Genomic DNA, 21,030 nt, shown 5'->3' on the forward strand with positions numbered 1-21,030 from the left:
CTGGGCGATCGCCAACCCTTCTTCGACGGATGTGGCGTCGGCGGTATGTTTTTCAGCGTTCTGAACATTCATAGCGTCACCTCTTCGGAAAAGGAGAATTCGCAGAGTTCCATGACCTCAAGATCGCCGGTCAGGCGGGTCCAAAGGCGTTCAAGCGCAGAGGCGCGGAAAATCACGGCCTCGCGGTCTTCGGTGACGACTTCACCGAACGGGGCCATGATTTCGGGCCCCTTCACCTGCACTTCGTCGCCGGGATAGATCACGGCGCCGTTGTTGAAGCGCACATGCGCGTGCAGGCTTTCGAATTTGTGACTGATTTCGACAGTGCAGGGGGCACGTTCGATGTCCTTTGTTAGTAGTCCCATGGTGGCTTCCTCCAGTGGGTTAGGGTTGGCTCAGCAACCTGGCGAAGGTGCGGAGATTGTCGGCGCCAAAGCCCATCAGCTCGGCAGACCAATTGGTTTCGGGGTCGTAAATGGACAGGCGGTTGCCTGCGCGCAGGCGCAGCAGGACGGGGGCGGCGGCATCTGCGCCGCTTTTTGCACGTTCACGGGCGATGACCCGTTCGATCCCCGCAACAAAACCGCCTTTGTCGGCAGGGAAATCGGCCAGAACCGATCCGTTGGCATCCAGCACCAGTGCAGCGCCCGAGGCGTCGCCGGACAGGAAAATGGCCCGCTCCGTCAGGATCTCGCCCTGTGGCGGTGTGCTTTCCAAGGGGCGGTCGGTCAGGACCGAGATGGTGACCAGCGACATGATCGCCAGCAACAGGGCCAGAACGGCGCGTACAAGAACGCGTGGCACCAGTTCATCGTTGCTGGACCGGATGCGGGGGCTGGGATGAGTTTGCGTGTCAGACATGGCCCTTACTCCGCCGCCATCGCGTCAAGCGGCGTGGCACGCACAACTTGCGGGACGTTGATGCGCGCCTCGGCCGCTTCGGCGAGGATGTCTGCCACCCGTTCGGCATCCGGGATGCAGCGCAGGGCAGGCTGGGTAGACCCGAAATGCCACGGGCGGGCATGTGGCCAGATCACCAGATAGCTCAGCTTGGTGTTGCCGTTGGTATCCAGCGCGATTGTGCCCGTGCCGTCCTTGCGCAGATCAAGGGCCGCCGTACCCAATTCGCGATACGGCAGGTTCAGCGTCAAGGTCAGGGCGGCGCCAATACGCATCGCAACACGCGACGTGGTGATCGTATAAACGGTCGAGCGGGCCTGAATGAGCGCAACCAGATACAGCAGCCCGCATACAACCGCGCCCAGCACGATCAAAGGCAGCGTGGCGGCCAGGGCCTGACCGATGGGCATCAGGTCAACAACCGTCACAAACCGCCACACGGCCAAAAGGCCAAAATAGCCGATCACCCAATAGAGGTTCAGCGACTCGCGGGCCAATGCAAAGGTCGAAGGTCTGCCTTGCCACAGGATCTCCTCGCCCTCGGGGGGACGTTCCGGGAGCCCTTTGACCGGCTCGATCTCAAAATCATCATGGGGCATGGCGCACATCCTTCTGATGGGGTGGTGGGGTAGGGCGGGCATATCTGCCCACCCCGGTGAGTGGGGCCTAAAGCAGCGTTTCCTGACGCTTTGCGTCTGCATAGAGGGTGCCGCCGCCGTAGTAGCCACAGATCTTGTCCTCTTCGAGAACGGTGACCTGCGTGGCGCTGGCATGTTGCGGCACAGTGCCGAAATGCTTGCCGTAAAGGCTGCGTACCGTGACTTTGTCTTTGCCGATCCGGGCCATGGTCAGGGGGACAAGGCGGTTGCCCGTGCCCCATTTGGGATCAAGCGTGTATTCCAGATACCGCACCAGCTGCTCCGGTTCGTCGATCCACATATCGGTAACCCGGCCCACGACTTCGCCATCGCCCGACATCACCGGCAGACCACGCGGATCACGACCCGCCTTGACCGAAAACGCGTCCTTGGCGGCCATTGGAATGATCTTGGGATGGCCATGACCATCCAGTTCCGGCCAATCCTTGCGCGGCGCCCAAGAGGCCGGGCCGACACCGTCCAGCATCGGATCGCCCGTGGGTTCCAGCGGATAGCCGTTTCCGGGGCCGCTGCGTTTCATTGCGATTCCATCGCGTTCGGGGGCCTGACCCGATGGAACGCTGACTTCGCCACGCCCGTGGGGCAGTTTGAACGTCTTGTCGCTGGGGATCGGCCACATCGCTGGGTTTGAAGACTTTTTGCCCTCGTCATCCTCAAGCGGGTACCCTTCGCGCATGTTTTCGCGCTGGATGTAGATGATCAGCCCGGCAAAGAAGATCCAGAAAAGCCAGATCGACAGGCTCGCCAGATCGAATTCGCCAAAAAATGTCTCGGTCATGGTCGTGTTCCTTTCCTACGAGAGGTCATGTTGGGAAATCTGCAAGGCCCATGGGCCGTGCAGTGTCCGTGTGCGTGAGAGGAGCCGAAGTGCGCACAAGCGGTCCCAGGATGACGAGAGTGACGAAAAGAAGGCCAATCTCAGCGTGGTAAACAAATGAATATCCGGTGGCGGGGGTGTTCAGTGCCTCACCCCATGCCCCGGATGTGGCGATCGCCCCCACCCAGTCGCGCAACGTACCGCCCAGAGCGATTGCGATCCCGGCAGCCGTGGCCTGCGCCGCGCCCCATGCGCCAAGGGCAAGCCCCCGACCTGCAGTGCCCCGCGCGGGCATGGTCATGGCCGCCGTCAATGTGGAAACGGCGAAAAGCCCGCTGCCAAAGCCGATCATGACTGCCCCTGCATAAAACAGGATGTTGGCCTGCATCGGGGCGGCAAAAATGACGAGGCTGAAGGCCCATATCCCGGCCAGTATGCCCGCACCTGCGAGGCGATAGGGGTTCGACCCCGCCGCCAGCCGCTTGCCAGCCAGTGCAAAGCCCGCGAGTGCGCCAGTGGCCCACAGGGCAGTCAACAGCGTCGTGGCCGACACGGACAAGCCCAAGATTTCGCCGCCATAGGGTTCAAGCAGCACGTCCTGCATGTTGAACGCGATCGTTCCCATGAACACGCAGGCCAGCAAGCGCCCGGCCTGACCACCAGCGGCATAGTCGGACCACGCCTCCCGGAACAAAGGCCGGGGTTTTTCGCGTTGCGCCTTGGTCATCGGGCGGACGCTTTCCTGTTTCCACAGGGCGACAAGGTTCAGTGCAACGCCGACAACTGCCGCGCCCTGCACCACGCGGATAAGGCGTAAATCACTGTAATTGCTTAGCAAACCACCAATGATCAGCGCGGATATCCCCATGCCCACAAGGAACATGACGTAAAGCAGTGCGACAACACGGGGCCGCGTTTCGTCCGTTGCACGATCAGAGGCCAGCGCCAGACCGGCGGTTTGCGTCATGTGCAAGCCAAGCCCGGTCATGAGGAACGCAAGCGCTGCCAGCACCTCGCCCGCGAATGGAATCTCGTGATAGACATCGCCGCCAAGGACAAGCAGCGCAAAAGGCATGACCGCCAGACCGCCGAACTGCCAAAGCGAGCCGAACCAGATATAGGGCACCCGTTTCCAGCCGATGGCGGACTTGTGCGTGTCCGAGCGGAAGCCAAGCAGCGCCCGGAACGGCGCAATCAACACCGGCAGCGCGATCATGATCGCCACGATCATCGCAGGCACCGACAATTCGACAATCATCACCCGGTTCAGCGTGCCCAGCAGCATGACGGACGCCATGCCCACCGACACCTGAAACAGCGACAGGCGCAGCAGTTGCCCCATTGGCAACCCATCCGATGCCGCATCGGCAAAGGGCAGGTATCGTGCCGAAAGGGACTTGAGCGTGCTCATGGGCGCAGCTCCATCGCTTCGGAGATGTAAAAACCGGATGTGATCCGATCCACCGGGCGCAGCAGACGGCGCACACCCTGATCCCGGGCCGCACGCGCAAGGGCCGGATGGGCATGGGGGATCATCACGGGCGAGCGGTCGGACCGGGGAAAGGCCTTGCCCGCATACCACATGGCCATGAGGGCCGGGGTGCGCGGGGCGACCGTGAAGACAATCGGGCCGCTGACGCGCTTTTCAAGGTTTGCCAGCGACCTGCCGATATCATCGGCGGTGTAGTAAATCAGGCTGTCCATCGCGATGACGGCATCGAACTGACCCAAACTGTGATCCAGCATGTCACCTGCACGGTACGTGACCTGCCGTTTCAATTCGGGTGGCAGGCGCAATTCGGCGATGTCGATCAGTTGTGGAGAGATGTCGGCGGCCACGACTGTTGCACCGCGTTTTGCCAGTTCGATCGTCGCCATGCCGGGGCCGCATCCTGCATCCAGGATCCGCGCGCCGCGCAGATCGGTGGGCAAACGCGACAGCATCAGCGCCCGCATGCGGTCACGCCCCTTGCGGACTGTTTCGCGAATGCGGCTGACTGGCGCGTCGGACGTCAGACGCTCCCACGTCTTGGTGGCGGAACGGTCAAAGTAATCCTCGACCCGTGCACGGGTCTGGTCATAGCCCTTGGCCTCGCCCCGCGCAGCGCGGGACGACAAGCCTTGGGTATGCCGGGCCATTCCCATCAATCGAACCCCAGCAACTCAAAGATATCGCGATCTTCCATCGGGGCAGGGGCCATGCCTTCGGTGCCATCGTAAAGCAGCGCGGCAAGGCGCATGTATTCGGCGCGGCAGCGGACGATATCCTCATCGTCGTCCATTTCGAAAAGGGTTTTTTTCTTCAGGCGCGAGCGGCGAATGGCGTCCACATCGGGCATGTGTGCGATGCGGTTGAACCCAACCGTGTCGCAATAGCGATCCACCTCGTTGGTCTCTTTGGAACGGTTGGCGATGCACCCGGCAAGCCGCACTTTGTAGTTCTTGGACTTGGCCTGTACCGCGGCGATGATGCGGTTCATCGCATAGATGCTGTCAAAGTCGTTGGCTGTGACGATCAGTGCACGATCCGCGTGTTGCAGGGGTGCTGCAAAGCCACCACAGACCACATCGCCGAGCACGTCAAAGATAACAACATCGGTTTCTTCCAGAAGATGGTGTTGTTTCAATAGCTTGACAGTCTGACCGACCACATAGCCACCACAACCCGTACCCGCTGGGGGGCCACCAGCCTCGACGCATTTCACGCCGTTGAAGCCTTCGGAGACGAAATCTTCGGGGCGCAGCTCCTCCGGGTGAAAATCAACCTCTTTAAGGATGTCGATCACCGTGGGCTGCAACATACCCGTCAGGGTAAAGGTGCTGTCGTGTTTCGGGTCGCACCCGATCTGCAACACGCGCTTGCCCAGCATGGAAAAGGCCGCTGACAGGTTCGACGACGTGGTCGATTTGCCAATCCCGCCCTTGCCATAGACGGAAAAGACCTTGGCCCCTTCGATCTTGGCATCGGCATCCTGGTGCACCTGCACCGATCCTTCGCCATCCTGACCCCGAAGGTTGGGTGGTGTTCTGTCGAGTGGGCTCATGCGCCCCTCCTTTCAATAGGGGAGAGATCCCCTGCTTCATCTTGCAAGGAAAACTCCCGCCGGAGGCTCCCGTGATATGTTTCAACGCAACGGGTCATTCGGCAGCGATCCCTTCCAGCTTGTCTTCCAGCGCGTCCGCCGCATCCTGCAACGCCGCCAACGTGTCGGCATCCGGCGCCCAATAGTTCCGGTCCGAGGCTTCGAGCAGGCGGTTTGCCATCCGGCTTGAGGCCGTGGGGTTCAGATCGGCGAGCCGCTTGCGCATGTCTTCATCCAGCACAAAAGTCTCGGAAATGCGCTGATACACCCAGTCATCCACCTGACCGGTCGTGGCCGACCACCCCATCGTGTTGGTCACGTGACTTTCGATCGCGCGCACCCCTTCGGACCCGTGTTTCAGCAACCCTTCGAAGAATTTCGGGTTAAGCGCGCGGCTTCGGGTTTCCAGTGCGACCTGATCCTTCAGCGTGCGCACCTTGGCGGACCCGCACGTCTGATCCCCGATATAGACAGCCGCATCCGACCCACGGGCGCGTTTCACAGCGCGGGCGATCCCGCCCAGCGTGTCGAAATAGTGATCAACCGACGTCACACCCAATTCAACCGATTCAAGGTTCTGATAGGCCAGTTCCACATCCGCGAGTGCTTGTTGCAGCAACTTGGGATTGGCCGCGGATTTGCCATCGACGCCGTAGGCAAAGCTTTTGCGCGCCTCATAGGCGTCGGCCAGCTCGTCCTCATCGCCAAAGGCCGAACTGTCGACCAGCTGATTGACGTTGGACCCATAGGCCCCTTCGGCATTCGAAAAGACCCGCAAGGCGGCAGTGGCAAGATCGACATCCTGCGCCTCTGCGTAGGCAAGCGCGTGGGCGCGAATGAAGTTCTGATCCAGTGGCTCATCCGCTTCGGCGCATTTCAGCGCGGCCTCGGCCAGCATCCTGCTTTGCAAGGGCAGCAGATCGCGGAAAATGCCCGACAGGGTCATGACCACGTCGATGCGCGGGCGGCCCAATTCTTCAATTGGGATCAGATCAGCGCCGGCCAGACGACCAAAACTGTCAAAACGAGGCGTGCAGCCCATCAGTGCCAACGCCTGCGCGATTGGTCCGCCATCGGATTTGATATTGTCCGACCCCCACAGCACCAGTGCGATGGAACGCGGCAGGGTGGGGTGAGTTTCGAGCAGCAATTCCGCCTGTTTCGCGCCGTCACGGCAGGCGTAGGCCGTTGGCATTCGGAACGGATCGAATGCGTGGATGTTTCGGCCCGTTGGCAACATTTCGGGCGAACGGATCAGATCACCACCTGCCACGGGCCGGGTAAAGCGGGCATCAAGGGCATGCATGATCCCGGCCAGTTCAGTTTCTTCGCGCAACAGCGCCTCGACCCGCGCGCGTGCGTCGTCATCCGCATGCGGCATCAGATCGAGATATTCGGCACGCGCCGCATCGCTCAGCGGTTGACCAACAACGTGCAGACCGTCTGGGATCAGCGCGTCCTCGGTTTCCAGCAGCTTGAGCCACAGCGCATCCGGCGCAATCCCGCCCATGTCCACTGCCTCTGCCTGCTCGGCGATCAGCGTTTCGATGTCTGCGCGTGCACTGTCAGTACCGGGCATCGCGCGCCAGCGGGTCAGGCTGTCTTTCAGCTCTGCCATGCCTTTGTACAGGCCTGCCGTCGCCAGCGGGGGCGTCAGGTGCGTGATCGTAACCGCGTTCGACCGCCGTTTGGCCAACGACGCCTCGGACGGGTTGTTGGCGGCATAAAGATAGATGTTGGGCATCTCGCCGATCAGGCGATCTGGCCAGTCACGCGCGCCCATGCCCACCTGTTTGCCCGGCATGAATTCCAGCGCGCCATGCATCCCGAAATGCAGCACCGCATCCGCAAGATATGTGTCACGCAGCCATTGGTAGAACGTGGCAAAGGCATGCGTGGGGGCAAATCCGTGCTCGAACAGCAGACGCATCGGGTCGCCCTCGTAACCAAAGGCGGGTTGCACCCCGACAAAGATATTGCCCATCTCGGCCCCAAGCACATAGACACCGCGCCCATCAGATTGCACACGACCCGGCGCCGGGCCCCAAATCGCCTCGATCTCGGCCAGATGTAGCGAGGTGCGCACGATGGTATCGGCGTCAACATGGGCGGCGACATTGGCCTCTTGCCCGTATTGCGCGGCATTGCCTTGCAACACTTGCGCGCGCAGGGCATCGACCGTTTCGGGCACGTCGACGGTGTATCCGCGCGCCTTCATTTCATTCAACGTATTGAAAAGGCTTTCAAATACGGATAGATACGCCGCCGTTCCAACCGCGCCGGCATTGGGCGGAAAGCCAAAGAGGACGATGGCGACCTTCTTGTCGGCATTGTTCTTGCGGCGCAGATCACCCAGTCGGCGGGTTTTTTCCGCGAGGGCCTCAATGCGTTCCGGGCAGGGCACCATGGCCTTGGCCTCAACCCGGGGTCGGCAGGCGTGGTTGCAGCCCATGCACCCCTCGGGCCCCAGACGACCCCCGAACACGGTTGGGCAGGCAGCGCCATCAAGTTCGGGCAAGGCCACCAGCATCGTCGTTTCGATCGGGCCGAGGCCACCCTTGCTGTCGGCCCACTGCCCAAGAGTCTGGAATTCCAGCGCATGTGCCGCGAGGTAGGGCACATCGAGTGCGGTGAGCATTTCGACCGCCGCGTCATTGTCGTTATAGGCCGGACCACCCACAAGGCTGAAGCCGGTCAGGGACACAAGCGCGTCGATCTTGCCGTGGAAATAGGCATCAACCGCAGGGCGCGCATCAAGACCACCGGCAAAGGCAGGCAGGACACGCATGCCCTTGGCCTCAAACGCCCGAATGACCCCATCGTAATGTGCAGTGTCCGCGGACAGAACGTATGACCGCAGCATCACAAGGCCAATTGTAAGTGTGGCATCCTTCGGTCCGGGGATATCAGCCGGATCGGTTGTGATCCGCTGCGCCAGATCGGGGTGATACAGGCCGGTGTCGGGATACTCGATTGGCGCGGCCGCCTCGGGTGCTTTGGCCCAGCCGGTGTCCGTGGCGTACCGGTTCAGCAGAAACTGCACCATTGCGCGGACGTTGTCGTCAGACCCACCCAGCCAGTATTGCATGACGAGGAACCAGGCGCGCAAATCCTGCGCCTTGCCCGGCAGGAATTTGAGGATCTTGGGCAGACGGCGCAGCATCGCCATCTTCTTGGCGCCACTTTCGGTCGATGGCTTGGACGAACCGCGCAGACGCTTCATCAACTTGCCCATCGTAGAAGGGGGTGCTGTCATGTCCAGCGTGCCCATGCGTGTCAGTCGGACAACTTCGGCGTCCGCAATCACGCCGATCATGGCATCGCATTGATCACGGCGGGCTTGCAGGGCGGGCAGAATGCGCGCCACGTGTTCTTCCAGGAACAACAGATTGGCAATGATGATGTCGCCGTGGCGCACGGCCTCTTCTGCGGCGGCAAAGGCATCGGGGCTTTCGCCCCATTCAGCGGCGGCGTGCACTTGCAAATCAAGACCGGGATAGTCCGTGGTCAACTGCTCCATCGCGCGCATCGCGGGGCCAGCCGCATGGCTGTCCAGCGTGATGATCACCACGCGGTAACCGGGCAGACGCCCTGTTATGCCGGTTTCATCGCGCATAATGGGCCTTTGCCTCGTAAAGCGTATCGACAGAGATCTGAGCGACCCCGCGCTCGCTTGCAAATGTCTCGGTGTTGCGACGCGCCTTGCCACGCACAAAGAACGGAATCTTTTTCAATTCCCGTTCGGCATCTTCCAGCCAGATGACATCCACGCCCTGCACGTTCTCTTGACCGGAAAAACCGCGTGGTGAGTCCGCAGGACGGGGGCTGGCCCCCTAACCCGCTCGCCGCTGGCGCATGGCCACCATGATGTGATGCACCGGCGGCATCATGAAACTCGAAATCATCGCGGAACATGTGCAGCAGATGCTCTTCCAGCCCCATAACCAGCGGATGCACCCAGGTATCGAACAGCACATTGGCCCCTTCGATCCCCATCTGCGGGGAATAGCGGGCGGGGAAATCCTGCACGTGGACCGGGGCCGAAATCACGGCACATGGAATGCCGAGGCGCTTGCCGATATGACGTTCCATTTGGGTGCCAAGGATCATCTCGGGCTGCAACGCCTCGATGGTGCGCTCAACCTCAAGATAGTCGTCGGTGATCGTCGCATCGATCCCCATCTCGCGCGCCTTTGCGCGGACGGGCCGGGCCATTTCGCGGTTGTAGCAGCCCATGCCGACAACCTCGAAACCCATTTCGTCCTGTGCGACACGCGCCGCGGCGAGCACGTGGGTGCCGTCGCCGAACAGAAAGACGCGCTTGCCCGTCAGGTACGTGCTGTCGACGGATTTCGAATACCACGGCAGACGCAAACGGCTGTCATCCAGATAAGCGTCCTTGCCGGTCAGGGCTGCAACCTCGGCCACGAAATCGCGGGTGGCCCCGACGCCGATGGGCACAACCTTGGTAAAGGGCTGGTCCAATTCCTTTTCCATCCAGCGCGCAGCGCTTTCGCCGGTTTCGGGGTACATCAGCACATTGAAATGTGCCGCACCCATGCGCGCGATGTCACTAGGCGACGACGTCATGGGGGCCACGACATTCACACTGATGCCCATGTCAGACAGCAGCGCGGTCACCTCCTGAATGTCGTCGCGATGCCGAAAGCCAAGCGCCGTTGGACCGATCAGGTTGGCAGTAATCTGCTTGGTCCGCTCCATCGGTTTGGCCAAAGCTTTGACGATCTGATAGAACGTTTCATCCGCTCCAAAATTTTCCTTGCGCTGATAGCTGGGCAGTTCAAGCGCAATGACCGGTACAGGCAAGCCCATGGTTTCCGCCATGCCGCCGGGATCGTCCTGGATCAGCTCGGCCGTGCACGATGCGCCGACAATTATGGCTTCGGGTTTGAACCGGTCATAGGCATCTTGTGCGGCGGTCTTGAACAGGTTTGCCGTGTCGGCCCCCAGATCGCGCGCCTGAAAGGTCGTGTAGGTGACAGGCGGGCGGTGATCGCGGCGTTCGATCATGGTGAACAGCAGATCGGCATAGGTGTCGCCCTGTGGGGCATGCAGCACATAGTGCAGCCCTTTCATGCCAGTCGCGACGCGCATCGCGCCAACATGGGGCGGGCCCTCATATGTCCACACCGTCAGCTTCATGTCGCCGCCTCAAGCTTGAGCAGATCGTGGCGGCGGATCGGGCGCGAGAAGAGGCCGGCAAGATCGCCTGCCTGTTCGTAGAAATGCACAGGCGTAAAGACCAGTTCGATGGCCCATTTGGTTGCCAGACCTTCGGCCTCAAGCGGGTTGGCAAGCCCAAGACCGCAGACAGTCAGATCGGGGCGCGCCGTGCGGGCACGGTCCAGTTGCAGATCGACATCCTGACCTTCGGAAATGACCGGCCCTTCGGCCAGCATGTCGAGGTCGGGGCCAACGATGCCCTTATGGATGAAGGGCGCGCTGACCTCGATTGCGTCCATGCCGCATTCGCGGGTCAGAAAGCGGGCGAGGGGGATTTCCAACTGGCTGTCCGGGAAAAAGAACACTGACTTGCCGCGCAGACCTTCGGCGGCCTGGGCAATTGCCTTGCGGGCCCGGGCGCGCGGGGCTGCCGTCACATTTTCGAACAACTCGGGCGCGACACCGAACTCCGTCGCGATGGCGGCCAGCCACTGTGTCGTGCCTTCGTCGCCAAATGGGAAGGGCGCAGGCAAGTGGCGCGCGCCACGGCGCGTCAGGGCATCATGGGTGTCGCCCAGAAACGGCTGGGTCAGCGCGTAAACGGTGCCACTGCCGACACCAAGGTCGTCCGTGGCGCGTGGCGCTGGCAGCACCTTGATCGGCCCGATGCCCATCGCCTCAAGCAAACCGATCGCCTGTTCCTCGACAACGTCCGGCAGGGCACCAACCAGCAGCAGTTGGCGCTGATCGTCGCGCGGCAAGACGGGCACCATCGACGCAAGGCAGGCATCTTCGCCCTGGGTAAAGGTCGTTTCGATCCCCGACCCGGAAAAGTTCAACACCCGCACCCGGGGCGCATGGGCTTGTGTCATCCGCTCTGCCGCCTTGGCGAGATCGAGCTTGATGACCTCGGACGGGCAGGAGCCGACTAGGAACAGTTGCTTGATATCGGGACGGCGGGCCAGCAGTTCGCTGACGACCTTGTCCAACTCATCCTGTGCATCGGCAAGACCGGCTAGGTCGGTCTCTTCGAGAATCGCCGTGCCAAAGCGCGGCTCTGCAAAAATCATCACACCGGCGGCTGACTGCAACAAATGCGCACAAGTGCGTGACCCGACCACGAGGAAAAACGCGTCCTGCATCTTGCGATGCAGCCAAATGATTCCCGTCAAACCACAGAACACTTCGCGCTGTCCGCGCTGTTTTAGAATCGGCGTGTCACGGCATCCGCCTTGTGCGGGAAGTCGGGGAAGTTCGGTCATGCGGTCGCCTCCTGAACGGTGGCGGCTTGCAGGCGCGCGGCGCGTAATTTCAGCACAAACTGGACGGCGTTGATAACGTAGGCAGCGTAGGCCGCGAGCGCCAGAAGCATCAGGGATTGGGGGGCCAAAGCGCCCGAAAAAAGCGCCCAGAGATAGGCAGTGTGCAGGCCAATCACAAGGAAGGAAAACACGTCTTCCCAGAAAAACGCAGGGGCCAGAAGGTACTGACCAAAAACGACTTTTTCCCAGATCGCGCCGGTGACCATGATGACGTAAAGCACCCCGGTTTTGACCACGATGGACCATGTTGCGATGACGTATCCATCGCCCGTCGCGAGATAGCGCAGAACCAACCCGAGCGAGACCAGAAACACCGCGAATTGCAGGGGCGCCAGCACACCCTGAACAGGTGTCCAGATCGTTGCGTCACGGCGGGCGCGTTCTTCGGTTGTGTAGAGACCGATGGGCGCGCGCTGTGGTTGGGTATGCATCGACATGCTGCCGTGCCTTTGGCTTGAATCCATGCAGTGAAACTATCGGCTAGAGAGGAAAAGTGTCAATTAAAAGTTACAGTCTGGTTGTGAGGCAAATTGCACGGTCCGAGGATGCTCAGGCCCCTAAAAAACATAGGATAGCACTATTTTTATGGGCAAATTCATGATACGGGCTGCTGACACGAACTCTTCGGCGCTCTGAACTGTCAAACTTGGTTGACAACAGGGCTGTCGAGGCAGAGTGTTTTTCTGCGTATCCGCGACTCTGACGCGCCAGAGTTGTTCATTGCGTTTGAACGGATCGAGGTTATCCATGGCGCAAGACGACACATTTGGCACGAGCGCCTCTTTTACAGAGGGCGGCAATGGTATCGAGCCGTTGGCCGGCCAGGTGATTTCGATGTTGTGTGAGCGGCAGACCGTCACCGCCGCAGGTGCCCGTCAGATCGCGCTGGATTATCTGGGTCGTGCCATCCTGAACAACACCGGGTTCGATGCCGCACGCATTCTGGATGAATTGCGCGGCTTCCGATTGACCCCTGATGCCATTGTTGACCTCTATATCCCGCAGGCTGCCATCCAGCTGGGCGATCAGTGGATGTGTTCGGACATCACCTTTGCCGACGTCACAATTGGCGCGTTGCGGTTGCAGGCGCTGCTTGGCGAGGCATCGAACGGGCTGATCTGGGTCGGACAGTCCCCCAATGACGCCCTGCACGCGCTGATCGTTGTACCCGAAGGTGAACAGCATTTTCTTGGTGCCAGTGTGCTTGCCGCACAGTTGCGCCGCGCAGGTTGTGACGTTAGCCTTGCGATATCGGAAACGAATGAACAGATCACTGCGCGCGCGTTGGTGGATAAACCCGACATGGTGTTAATGTCCTGCGCCCGCATAGATGCATTGGCATCGGTCACAAAAACTGTAAAAAAGATCAAAGCGGCGACAGATCAGGCACCCGTGTTCGCCATCGGCGGGCCGTTGCATGGTGATGTTGACGGAATAAAGAAGAAGACAGGCGTTGATATTGTGACGAGCGTGGCGACTGAAGTAGTTGGTTTTTGTGCCAAGCGCCAAAAAGCATTAGGTCAGCGATGACGACCGGCGGCAGCAACTTCTGGTCCAGTGGCGCCGTGCCATTGATCGAACCCCAATTCCTCAGCAGCATCATTGCAGCCGCGTCAGATATCGCGCTCGTGGTCTCTGCCGAAGGGACCATTCTGTCAGTGCTCATCAACAATCAGGACGACAGCTTTGGCAATCTCAAGCATTGGGAAGGCCGCGCAGTTGTCGATTTTCTGACTGAAGAGAGCATTGAAAAGTTTCAGGCCGCGCATTCGGCCTATCTGGCCGGGTCACCGCCCAAGAAGTCGCTCGAACTCAACCACCTCGACAATGCGACGTGGCAATACCCCGTCCGTTATACGTTCCACAGGTTTGGTCAGGAAAATGCTGTCCTTCTGCTGGGTCGTGATCTGCGACCCATCGCGGAGACGCAGCAACAACTCGTGCAGGCGCAAATCGCACTTGAACAAGGCTATGAAGCGCGCCGCGAATTCGACACCCGGTATCGGGTGGTCATGGGCAACGTCGATGATGCGGTTGTCTTTGTGTCAGTCCAGACTGGTCGCATCGAGGATGCAAACGATCAGGCCGCTGCTTTATTGGGCCTCAAGACTGAATCCCTGATGGGTGCGACCTTTGCCAGTCTGTTCTCTGAACGCTCGGGCGCCGAGTTGACCGAAAGTCTGATGAACGCGACCTTGTCCGAAGATTCTGAGCCGATCTCAGTACGCGCGACGCGGACACGCCAAACCCTGAGTGTCCAGCCCACGGTGTTCCGTGCGGCCGGTCAGCGCGTATTAATGTGCCGGTTGCGGGGCGAGGATTTCGTATCTGTGCAGCCCGATACATCAGCGCGCCATGCTGTGGCCCTGTTCCGCTCGACCACAGACTCAATCGTTTTCCTCGATATGCGCGGCACGGTGCTGTCGGTGAACGATGCCTTCCTTGACCTGGTTGGGGCCGCCCATCTGAGCGATGTTGTAGGCGCGTCGCTTGCGGATTTCATGGTGCGCGGTCAGATCGACATGGGCGTGTTGCTTGAAAACGCGACCAAGACCGGACAGATGCGGGTGTATTCCACGCGGTTGGTCAATGACCTTGGCGCACGCGTTCCGGTCGAAGTGTCTGCCGCACGCCTCGAAGATCCCGAAAACCCCGCCGTTGCGCTGATCTTGCGCGATGTCAGCCGTCTTGAGGCTGTGCGCAAATCCGAGAACACATCGGGCAGTCTGCCGGACCCGGGCCGCAATGTGATGGACCTTGTAGGGTCTGCGTCGCTTAAGGAAATCGTGGCCGAAACCACGGATGTCGTTGAAAAGATGTGCATCGAAACGGCTGTGAACCTGACCCGGAACAACCGCGTGGCCGCTGCCGAGATGTTGGGTCTGTCGCGCCAGTCGCTATACGTCAAGCTGCGCAAGTTTGGCCTGCTGAACAAAGACGGCTGATCGCAGGCGTCAAGCCTGCCTGACACTTGCGCCGACTCAATGTGTCAGTCATAGTTGACACTATGGATGTTAGCCAATCCCTGTCCGTGCGCCGTTATCCCGAGCCTGCCGCCGCCCTGCGTCTGATCAAACCGATCACGTGGTTTCCACCGATGTGGGCCTATGTCTGCGGTGTGATCGCGTCGGGTGCATCGCCAATCGGTCAATGGCATCTGGTTCTGCTGGGTGTCCTGCTGGCCGGCCCGATTGTGTGCGGGATGAGTCAGGCCGCGAATGACTGGTGTGATCGCCATGTCGACGCCATCAACGAACCGGACCGCCCGATCCCGTCGGGTCGCATCCCCGGTCGGTGGGGATTGTGGATCGCGCTGGCCATGTCGGCCCTGTCCTTATTTGTCGGCTGGCAATTGGGCCCGTGGGGGTTTGCCGCCACCGTCGTTGGTGTCGCAGCCGCCTGGGCCTATTCCGCCGAACCCGTGCGATTAAAAAGGTCGGGCTGGTGGGGGCCGGGCCTTGTCGGGCTCAGCTATGAAACCCTGCCATGGATCACAGGTGCGGCTGTGCTGAGCGCGGGCGCGCCCCGGGCCGAAGTGCTGATCATAGCACTGCTTTATGGCATCGGTGCCCATGGCATCATGACACTCAATGACTTCAAGGCGCTGGAAGGCGACCGACAGACGGGCGTGAATTCACTGCCTGTCACACTTGGCCCGCGCCGCGCCGCGCAAGTCGCATGCTGGGTGATGTCCGTCCCACAAGTGGCCGTGATCGCATTGCTGTTCCTTTGGGATCGCCCGCTGCACGCCGCTGGTGTCGGTGCCGTGCTGGCTGTGCAGTTCTGGGCCATGACCGTGATGTTCAAGGACCCGCGTGGAAAGGCACCTTGGTATAATGGCACGGGCGTGCTGCTTTATGTGTCCGGCATGATGATTGCCGCTTTTGCGTTGCGGGGCCTGACATGAGCATCGCGTGGCACACTCTGGTCCGGTTGTGTCTGGTGAACGCAGCGATTGGCGGGTTGTCGGCCCTGCCGCTCAACCTCTTCAACCGCTTGATGACCGTCGAACTGGCACTGCCTGCATTGCTGCCCGGTCTGCTGGTGGCGATGCACTATGGCGTGCAGCTGACCCGGCCTGTTTGGGGCCACCGGTCGGACGTCAAGGGCGGGCGGACACCATTCATTCTGGGTGGCATGGCCGTTGTCGGCGCGGGTGTTCTGGGCGCTGCCTGGGGGATCAAGGTTGCCGAGACTTCGACCACCATGGCGCTGATCATCTGGTTTTTGTCCTATGTGGCGATTGGTCTGGGCATCGGCGCTGCGGGCACATCTTTCCTTGCGCTGCTGGCAAGCGCGTCGGGGCCGCGCAAGGGTGGTGTGGCGACACTTGCATGGCTGTTCCTGATCGCCGGGGCGATTGCCGCCTCGGTCGGCACCGGTGTCGCGCTTGAACCCTACAGCCCTGACCGGCTGCTGACGGTGATCGGCGTGGTTGTGGGTATCGCGTTCATGATTTGCGTGCTGGCCACATTGGGTGTCGAGCGCCATGCGCCACAGGCCGTCGCGCGCGAGGATGTTCCAATGCGTGCGGCTTTGCGCTCGACCTGGGCGGACCCCGTCGCGCGCCGGTTCACTGGTTTTGTCTTTCTTTCCATTCTGGCGTTCTTTTTGTCTGAACTGATCCTCGAACCATTCGCGGGCCACATCCACGGGCTTGGCCCTGAGGACAGCACAAAACTGTCGGGTGGCAAGGATGGTGCTGCGCTGATGGGCATGATCGGTGCCGGTGTCCTGTCGCATTTCGAACGCGGGACCTTGCGGTTCTGGGCCATTGCCGGCTGTGTTCTGTCGGCCCTTGGCCTGCTGGCCCTCGCCTCCGGCTTGCCGCTGGTTCCCGCCACCGTTCTGCTCGGGTTCGGCAACGGACTGTTTGTGGTCGGTGCCGTTGGGTCCATGATGCAACTGGCGGCTGCTCATGCGCGCGAAACAGGGATGCGTATGGGCGTCTTTGGAGCCGCGCAAGCCATTGCCGCCGGCCTTGCCGGGCTGATCGCGACGGGTCTGTTGGATCTGACTCGCCTGATCATGTCGGATGCTGCGGCCTATGGCACCGTCTTTACACTCGAAGCCGCCTTGTTCCTTGCTGCTGCCGTCATGGCCGCACGGGTGATGCGCGCGGCCGACACTTATGATGCAACAACCTTGGTTCCGGGGGAATGATGATATGTATGATGTAGTCGTCGTAGGCGGGGGACCGTCCGGTGCCACCGCAGCCGAAGATCTGGTGCGCTCGGGCCATTCCGTCGCCCTGCTGGATCGCGAGGGGCGGATCAAGCCCTGCGGCGGGGCGATCCCGCCACGTCTGATGCAGGATTTCCACATCACCGAAGATCAGTTGCTGACCAAGGTCACAACCGCCCGCATGATCTCGCCCACAGGGCGTCACGTCGATATCCCTATCGAGAACGGCTATGTCGGCATGGTGGATCGCAAGGACTTTGACCCGTTCCTGCGCACCCGCGCGGCAGAGGCGGGGGCAGAGTATTTTACAGGCACATTCGTGCGCATTGATCGCCCCGATGGCACGCCTGTCGTGATCTATCGCGACAAGGCCACGCAAGAGACACGCGAACTGCCCTGCAAGCTGGTCATTGGGGCCGATGGCGCGAAGTCCCGCGTCGGTCTGGCCGAGGTCAAGGATGCCGACAAGGTGCCGCTGGTCTTTGCCTATCACGAGATCATCAAGGCGCCGCCCAAGACCGAGACATATGACCCGGTGCGTTGCGACGTGATCTATGACGGCGCGATTTCCCCGGATTTCTACGGCTGGGTGTTTCCGCATGGGGATAGCGCCAGTGTCGGCATGGGGTCTGAGCAGTCTTCGGTCGATCTGAAAAAGGCGACGGCGGCCCTGCGCACGGCGTCTGGCCTCGATCACTGCGAGACATTGCGCAAAGAGGGCGCGCCGATCCCTTTGAAACCGTTGGATTGCTGGGACAACGGCAAGGATGTCGTTCTGGCCGGGGATGCGGCAGGTGTCGTTGCACCCTCGTCGGGTGAGGGCATTTACTATGCTATGGTCGGGGGCCGCGTGGCGGCGACGGCCTGTGCTGCGACGCTCGCCTCCGGGCGGGTGAAGGATTTGAAACTTGCGCGTAAGCTGTTCATGCGCGAGCACAAGATGGTGTTTCGCGTGCTCGCCTCGATGCAGAACGCCTATTACCGCAATGACAATCGCCGCGAACGCTTTGTGTCGCTGTGTCACGACGTCGATGTGCAGCGCTTGACGTTCGAGGCCTATATGAACAAGAAACTGGTCCGCGCGCGCCCCATGGCGCACTTGAAAATCGGGATCAAGAACATGGCCCACCTGACCGGTCTGGTGAAGGCAAACCACGTATGAGCATCATGATCCCCGCATGGATCGACGGCACGCTGACCCCGGTTGAAAAGCTGGAGGCGCATCAACGCGGCCTCAAGCACAAGGCGGTGTCTGTGTTTGTGATCCGCGGGACAGAAGTGCTGATGCAGCAACGCGCGATGGGCAAGTACCACACGCCCGGACTCTGGGCGAACACATGCTGCACGCATCCTGACTGGGATGAACCCGCATCGGTCTGTGCCCTGCGCCGCCTTGAGGAAGAGGTGGGGATCACCGGCCTGCCGCTCGAACACCGCCACCACCTTGAATATCGCGCGGACGTGGGCAACGGGTTGATCGAACATGAGGTTGTCGATGTCTACCTTGGCCGCGCCCCGCACGGTCTGAAAGTGGTGCCCAACCCGGACGAAGTGATGGCCGTCGAGTGGATGGATTATCACGACCTGATGGCGCTGGTCGATCGCCACCCCGAACGGTTCACGCCGTGGCTGCGCATCTACCTGACTGATCACGCTGACACGATCTTTGGTGCTGATCTGGCGCAGGCCGCGCGGGTGTGAGCGTCGAAACCTATCTGCTTTACCTCGCAGCGGTCGCGGTGTTTTTCGCAACGCCCCCCGATACCAGCCAGTTATTGATTGTCTCGAATGCGATGAAGCACGGGTTGCGCCGCAGCCTATGGGTGATTTGCGGCGATCTGAGCGCGAATGTGTTGCAGATGACGGCTGCCGCATTTGGACTGGCGGCGATCATTGCGACATCGGCGCAGGCCTTTGGGTGGATCAAATGGCTGGGCGTGGCTTACCTTGTCTGGATCGGGTTGCGCCTGATGCTGTCACGCGGCGGGCAGGGGCCTTCTGCACCTGCGGCCCGCGCGACCGGGTTGTTCCGGATGGGGTTTTTGACGTCAATGACCAACCCGTTTGCGGTTGTTTTCTTTGCGGCGCTGTTTCCTCAGTTCATTGATCCGCACATGGCGATATTGCCGCAACTGGTGATTCTTGGTGTGACGTATCTTGCGGTGGACGGCGTGACGCTGCTGCTGTGGGGATGGGCAGGGGAACGTGTGGCGCAGCGCCTGGCAAAGCTGTCGATGACAGGCATCAACCGGATCAGTGGTGGTTTGATGATCGGGGCGGCCGCGCTGTTGGGCTTTAAGGATATCGCGCCGGAACGATAGGCGCGGGCGATTGATGCGTCCCGCACCTTGCCTTAAACCAATGCAAACTGGCGCAGGCCCCAACAGCATCAAGGACTCTTTCCAATGACACATATTCTGGCGATTGACCAAGGCACCACATCATCGCGTGCCATCGTTTTCGGCCCGGATATGAAGCCGATGCAAAGCGCGCAGCAAGAGTTCGAACAGCATTTCCCGGCCAGCGGTTGGGTGGAACATGACCCGGCGGACCTTTGGGCCACCGTGCAATCCACCTGCAAGGAGGTGATGGCCAAAGCAGGGCTGGAGGCGGCAGACATTGCGGCCATCGGCATCACAAACCAGCGCGAAACAACCGTGATCTGGGACGCTGAAACCGGCGCGCCATTGCACAACGCCATCGTATGGCAAGACCGCCGCACCGCCCGGATGTGTGAAGAATTGCGCGCCGAAGGTCATGGTGATCAGGTTACGGCGATCACGGGTCTGCTGCTTGATCCGTATTTTTCGGCAACCAAGGTCAAATGGATTCTTGATCAGAACGAAGGGTCCCGCGCACGGGCGGCAGATGGTAAGCTGCTGTTTGGAACGGTCGACAGTTTTTTGATTTGGCACATGACGGGCGGCAAGGCCCATGTGACAGACGCAACCAATGCCGCCCGCACGATGCTCTATGACATCCACAAGGGTGAATGGAGTGCTGAGATGTGCGCCATGCTCGATATCCCCATGCAGATGCTGCCCGAAGTGCGCGACTGCGCTTCTGATTTCGGGGTTACTGATCTGTTGGGCGGCGAAACACCGATCTATGGCGTGGCGGGTGATCAGCAGGCTGCAACCATCGGGCAGGCCTGTTTCAAGCCCGGTATGCTGAAATCGACCTACGGGACAGGGTGTTTTGCGTTGCTCAACACCGGGGACACGCCTGTCACCTCCAACAACCGGTTGCTGACCACCGTCGCCTATCAGTTGGACGGGAAGCCGACCTACGCGCTGGAAGGGTCGATCTTTATTGCCGGTGCGGTTGTGCAGTGGCTGCGCGATGGGCTTGGCATCATTTCCTCTGCCTCTGAAACGCAGGGTCTGGCCGAGGACGGGCGGGGCACGGTCACCCTTGTTCCTGCTTTCACCGGATTGGGTGCGCCTTACTGGAACCCTGATTGCCGGGGCGCTGTCTATGGTTTGACCCGTGATACAAGCCCCGCTGACATGGCCCGCGCCGCGCTCGAAAGCATCGGGTTTCAAACCCGTGATTTGTGGGAAGCGATGCGCGCGGATTGGCCGGACGGAGACGAAGCTGTCCTGCGGGTTGACGGCGGTCTGAGCGCAAATGACTGGGCGATGCAGTTTCTGTCCGACATGTTGGGTGCGCCGGTGGACCGTCCTGCGGGGCTTGACACCACCGCGCTGGGGGCCGCGTGGCTGGCGGGGATGCGGGCAGGAATTTATCCCGATCTGGATGGGTTCGCGGCCACCTGGGCGCGTGAGGCGCGGTTCGATCCGGTGATGTCTGATGAAGAACGGGCAGAGGGTTATGCCCGCTGGCAACGCGCCGTTGCCGCGACGCAGTCCGTCTGAGCC

Annotated in this window: 18 protein-coding genes and 1 pseudogene; 8 read left to right on the forward strand and 11 right to left on the reverse strand. The window is 60.9% G+C overall.

Annotated features, from left to right (window positions below; genetic code table 11):
- Positions 1–68: 68 nt before the first annotated feature.
- The 11 genes and pseudogenes from ACERZ8_RS20815 to bchF form a co-directional block, all read right to left on the reverse strand.
- The gene (locus ACERZ8_RS20815) at positions 69–365 is read right to left on the reverse strand and encodes a hypothetical protein (protein WP_407594343.1); all 297 of its coding nucleotides are present in this window, start codon (positions 363–365) and stop codon (positions 69–71) included.
- 19 nt (positions 366–384) lie between these two features.
- On the reverse strand, positions 385–861 hold the full coding sequence (puhC, locus tag ACERZ8_RS20820; RefSeq protein WP_407594345.1) for a photosynthetic complex assembly protein PuhC: 477 nt from the start codon (positions 859–861) through the stop codon (positions 385–387).
- A gap of 5 nt (positions 862–866) precedes the next feature.
- The gene (gene puhB, locus ACERZ8_RS20825) at positions 867–1,499 is read right to left on the reverse strand and encodes a photosynthetic complex putative assembly protein PuhB (RefSeq protein WP_407594346.1); all 633 of its coding nucleotides are present in this window, start codon (positions 1,497–1,499) and stop codon (positions 867–869) included.
- A 67-nt stretch (positions 1,500–1,566) separates the two neighbouring features.
- Positions 1,567–2,337: a photosynthetic reaction center subunit H gene (gene puhA, locus ACERZ8_RS20830; protein ID WP_407594347.1), complete on the reverse strand. Its 771-nt coding sequence runs from the start codon at positions 2,335–2,337 to the stop codon at positions 1,567–1,569.
- Positions 2,338–2,362: 25 nt separating this feature from the next.
- A complete protein-coding gene (locus tag ACERZ8_RS20835) occupies positions 2,363–3,787 on the reverse strand; it encodes a PucC family protein (protein ID WP_407594348.1) in 1,425 nt (474 codons plus the stop codon).
- Positions 3,784–4,515, reverse strand: coding sequence for a magnesium protoporphyrin IX methyltransferase (gene bchM, locus ACERZ8_RS20840; RefSeq protein ID WP_407594349.1), 732 nt, complete (start codon positions 4,513–4,515; stop codon positions 3,784–3,786). Before bchM ends, ACERZ8_RS20835 begins: the two co-directional genes overlap by 4 nt.
- A gap of 5 nt (positions 4,516–4,520) precedes the next feature.
- Positions 4,521–5,420, reverse strand: a complete 900-nt coding sequence (gene bchL / locus ACERZ8_RS20845) for a ferredoxin:protochlorophyllide reductase (ATP-dependent) iron-sulfur ATP-binding protein (RefSeq protein WP_407594351.1) — start codon at positions 5,418–5,420, stop codon at positions 4,521–4,523.
- A gap of 94 nt (positions 5,421–5,514) precedes the next feature.
- Positions 5,515–9,075: a magnesium chelatase subunit H gene (locus tag ACERZ8_RS20850; protein WP_407594352.1), complete on the reverse strand. Its 3,561-nt coding sequence runs from the start codon at positions 9,073–9,075 to the stop codon at positions 5,515–5,517.
- Positions 9,065–10,622: pseudogene (gene bchB / locus ACERZ8_RS20855) on the reverse strand (ferredoxin:protochlorophyllide reductase (ATP-dependent) subunit B). Before bchB ends, ACERZ8_RS20850 begins: the two are co-directional and overlap by 11 nt.
- On the reverse strand, positions 10,619–11,905 hold the full coding sequence (locus ACERZ8_RS20860; RefSeq protein WP_407594354.1) for a ferredoxin:protochlorophyllide reductase (ATP-dependent) subunit N: 1,287 nt from the start codon (positions 11,903–11,905) through the stop codon (positions 10,619–10,621). The pseudogene bchB and the gene ACERZ8_RS20860 overlap by 4 nt, the downstream one beginning before the upstream one ends.
- A complete protein-coding gene (gene bchF, locus ACERZ8_RS20865) occupies positions 11,902–12,402 on the reverse strand; it encodes a 2-vinyl bacteriochlorophyllide hydratase (RefSeq protein ID WP_407594355.1) in 501 nt (166 codons plus the stop codon). The genes ACERZ8_RS20860 and bchF overlap by 4 nt, the downstream gene beginning before the upstream one ends.
- A gap of 310 nt (positions 12,403–12,712) precedes the next feature.
- Between bchF and ACERZ8_RS20870 the strand changes: the two genes are divergently transcribed.
- The 8 genes from ACERZ8_RS20870 (at position 12,713) to glpK (ending at position 21,027) form a co-directional block, all read left to right on the forward strand.
- Positions 12,713–13,495, forward strand: coding sequence for a cobalamin B12-binding domain-containing protein (locus ACERZ8_RS20870; RefSeq protein WP_407594356.1), 783 nt, complete (start codon positions 12,713–12,715; stop codon positions 13,493–13,495).
- Positions 13,492–14,910, forward strand: coding sequence for a transcriptional regulator PpsR (gene ppsR / locus ACERZ8_RS20875; RefSeq protein ID WP_407594358.1), 1,419 nt, complete (start codon positions 13,492–13,494; stop codon positions 14,908–14,910). Before ACERZ8_RS20870 ends, ppsR begins: the two co-directional genes overlap by 4 nt.
- A 62-nt stretch (positions 14,911–14,972) precedes the next feature.
- Positions 14,973–15,872: a chlorophyll synthase ChlG gene (chlG, locus tag ACERZ8_RS20880; protein WP_407594359.1), complete on the forward strand. Its 900-nt coding sequence runs from the start codon at positions 14,973–14,975 to the stop codon at positions 15,870–15,872.
- The gene (locus ACERZ8_RS20885; protein WP_407594361.1) at positions 15,869–17,128 is read left to right on the forward strand and encodes an MFS transporter; all 1,260 of its coding nucleotides are present in this window, start codon (positions 15,869–15,871) and stop codon (positions 17,126–17,128) included. The genes chlG and ACERZ8_RS20885 overlap by 4 nt, the downstream gene beginning before the upstream one ends.
- A gap of 4 nt (positions 17,129–17,132) precedes the next feature.
- Entirely contained in the window at positions 17,133–18,311 is a 1,179-nt protein-coding gene (locus ACERZ8_RS20890) for a geranylgeranyl diphosphate reductase (protein ID WP_407594362.1), read from the forward strand.
- Positions 18,308–18,850, forward strand: coding sequence for an isopentenyl-diphosphate delta-isomerase (gene idi, locus ACERZ8_RS20895; RefSeq protein ID WP_407594363.1), 543 nt, complete (start codon positions 18,308–18,310; stop codon positions 18,848–18,850). The genes ACERZ8_RS20890 and idi overlap by 4 nt, the downstream gene beginning before the upstream one ends.
- The gene (locus tag ACERZ8_RS20900) at positions 18,847–19,470 is read left to right on the forward strand and encodes a LysE family translocator (protein WP_407594365.1); all 624 of its coding nucleotides are present in this window, start codon (positions 18,847–18,849) and stop codon (positions 19,468–19,470) included. Before idi ends, ACERZ8_RS20900 begins: the two co-directional genes overlap by 4 nt.
- 84 nt (positions 19,471–19,554) lie before the next feature.
- A complete protein-coding gene (glpK, locus tag ACERZ8_RS20905) occupies positions 19,555–21,027 on the forward strand; it encodes a glycerol kinase GlpK (protein WP_407594366.1) in 1,473 nt (490 codons plus the stop codon).
- Positions 21,028–21,030 lie beyond the last annotated feature (3 nt).

This window comes from Tateyamaria armeniaca (genome assembly GCF_045797845.1).
Taxonomy (GTDB): Bacteria; Pseudomonadota; Alphaproteobacteria; order Rhodobacterales; family Rhodobacteraceae; genus Tateyamaria; species Tateyamaria armeniaca.

Excerpts from the sequence above, each read along its gene's own strand:
- ACERZ8_RS20815 (WP_407594343.1), bottom strand. The coding sequence starts at position 365 with ATGGGACTACTAACAAAGGACATCGAACGTGCCCCCTGCACTGTCGAA.
- puhC (WP_407594345.1), bottom strand. The coding sequence starts at position 861 with ATGTCTGACACGCAAACTCATCCCAGCCCCCGCATCCGGTCCAGCAAC.
- puhB (WP_407594346.1), bottom strand. The coding sequence starts at position 1,499 with ATGCCCCATGATGATTTTGAGATCGAGCCGGTCAAAGGGCTCCCGGAA.
- puhA (WP_407594347.1), bottom strand. The coding sequence starts at position 2,337 with ATGACCGAGACATTTTTTGGCGAATTCGATCTGGCGAGCCTGTCGATC.
- ACERZ8_RS20835 (WP_407594348.1), bottom strand. The coding sequence starts at position 3,787 with ATGAGCACGCTCAAGTCCCTTTCGGCACGATACCTGCCCTTTGCCGAT.
- bchM (WP_407594349.1), bottom strand. The coding sequence starts at position 4,515 with ATGGCCCGGCATACCCAAGGCTTGTCGTCCCGCGCTGCGCGGGGCGAG.
- bchL (WP_407594351.1), bottom strand. The coding sequence starts at position 5,420 with ATGAGCCCACTCGACAGAACACCACCCAACCTTCGGGGTCAGGATGGC.
- ACERZ8_RS20850 (WP_407594352.1), bottom strand. The coding sequence starts at position 9,075 with ATGCGCGATGAAACCGGCATAACAGGGCGTCTGCCCGGTTACCGCGTG.
- ACERZ8_RS20860 (WP_407594354.1), bottom strand. The coding sequence starts at position 11,905 with ATGACCGAACTTCCCCGACTTCCCGCACAAGGCGGATGCCGTGACACG.
- bchF (WP_407594355.1), bottom strand. The coding sequence starts at position 12,402 with ATGTCGATGCATACCCAACCACAGCGCGCGCCCATCGGTCTCTACACA.
- ACERZ8_RS20870 (WP_407594356.1), top strand. The coding sequence starts at position 12,713 with ATGGCGCAAGACGACACATTTGGCACGAGCGCCTCTTTTACAGAGGGC.
- ppsR (WP_407594358.1), top strand. The coding sequence starts at position 13,492 with ATGACGACCGGCGGCAGCAACTTCTGGTCCAGTGGCGCCGTGCCATTG.
- chlG (WP_407594359.1), top strand. The coding sequence starts at position 14,973 with ATGGATGTTAGCCAATCCCTGTCCGTGCGCCGTTATCCCGAGCCTGCC.
- ACERZ8_RS20885 (WP_407594361.1), top strand. The coding sequence starts at position 15,869 with ATGAGCATCGCGTGGCACACTCTGGTCCGGTTGTGTCTGGTGAACGCA.
- ACERZ8_RS20890 (WP_407594362.1), top strand. The coding sequence starts at position 17,133 with ATGTATGATGTAGTCGTCGTAGGCGGGGGACCGTCCGGTGCCACCGCA.
- idi (WP_407594363.1), top strand. The coding sequence starts at position 18,308 with ATGAGCATCATGATCCCCGCATGGATCGACGGCACGCTGACCCCGGTT.
- glpK (WP_407594366.1), top strand. The coding sequence starts at position 19,555 with ATGACACATATTCTGGCGATTGACCAAGGCACCACATCATCGCGTGCC.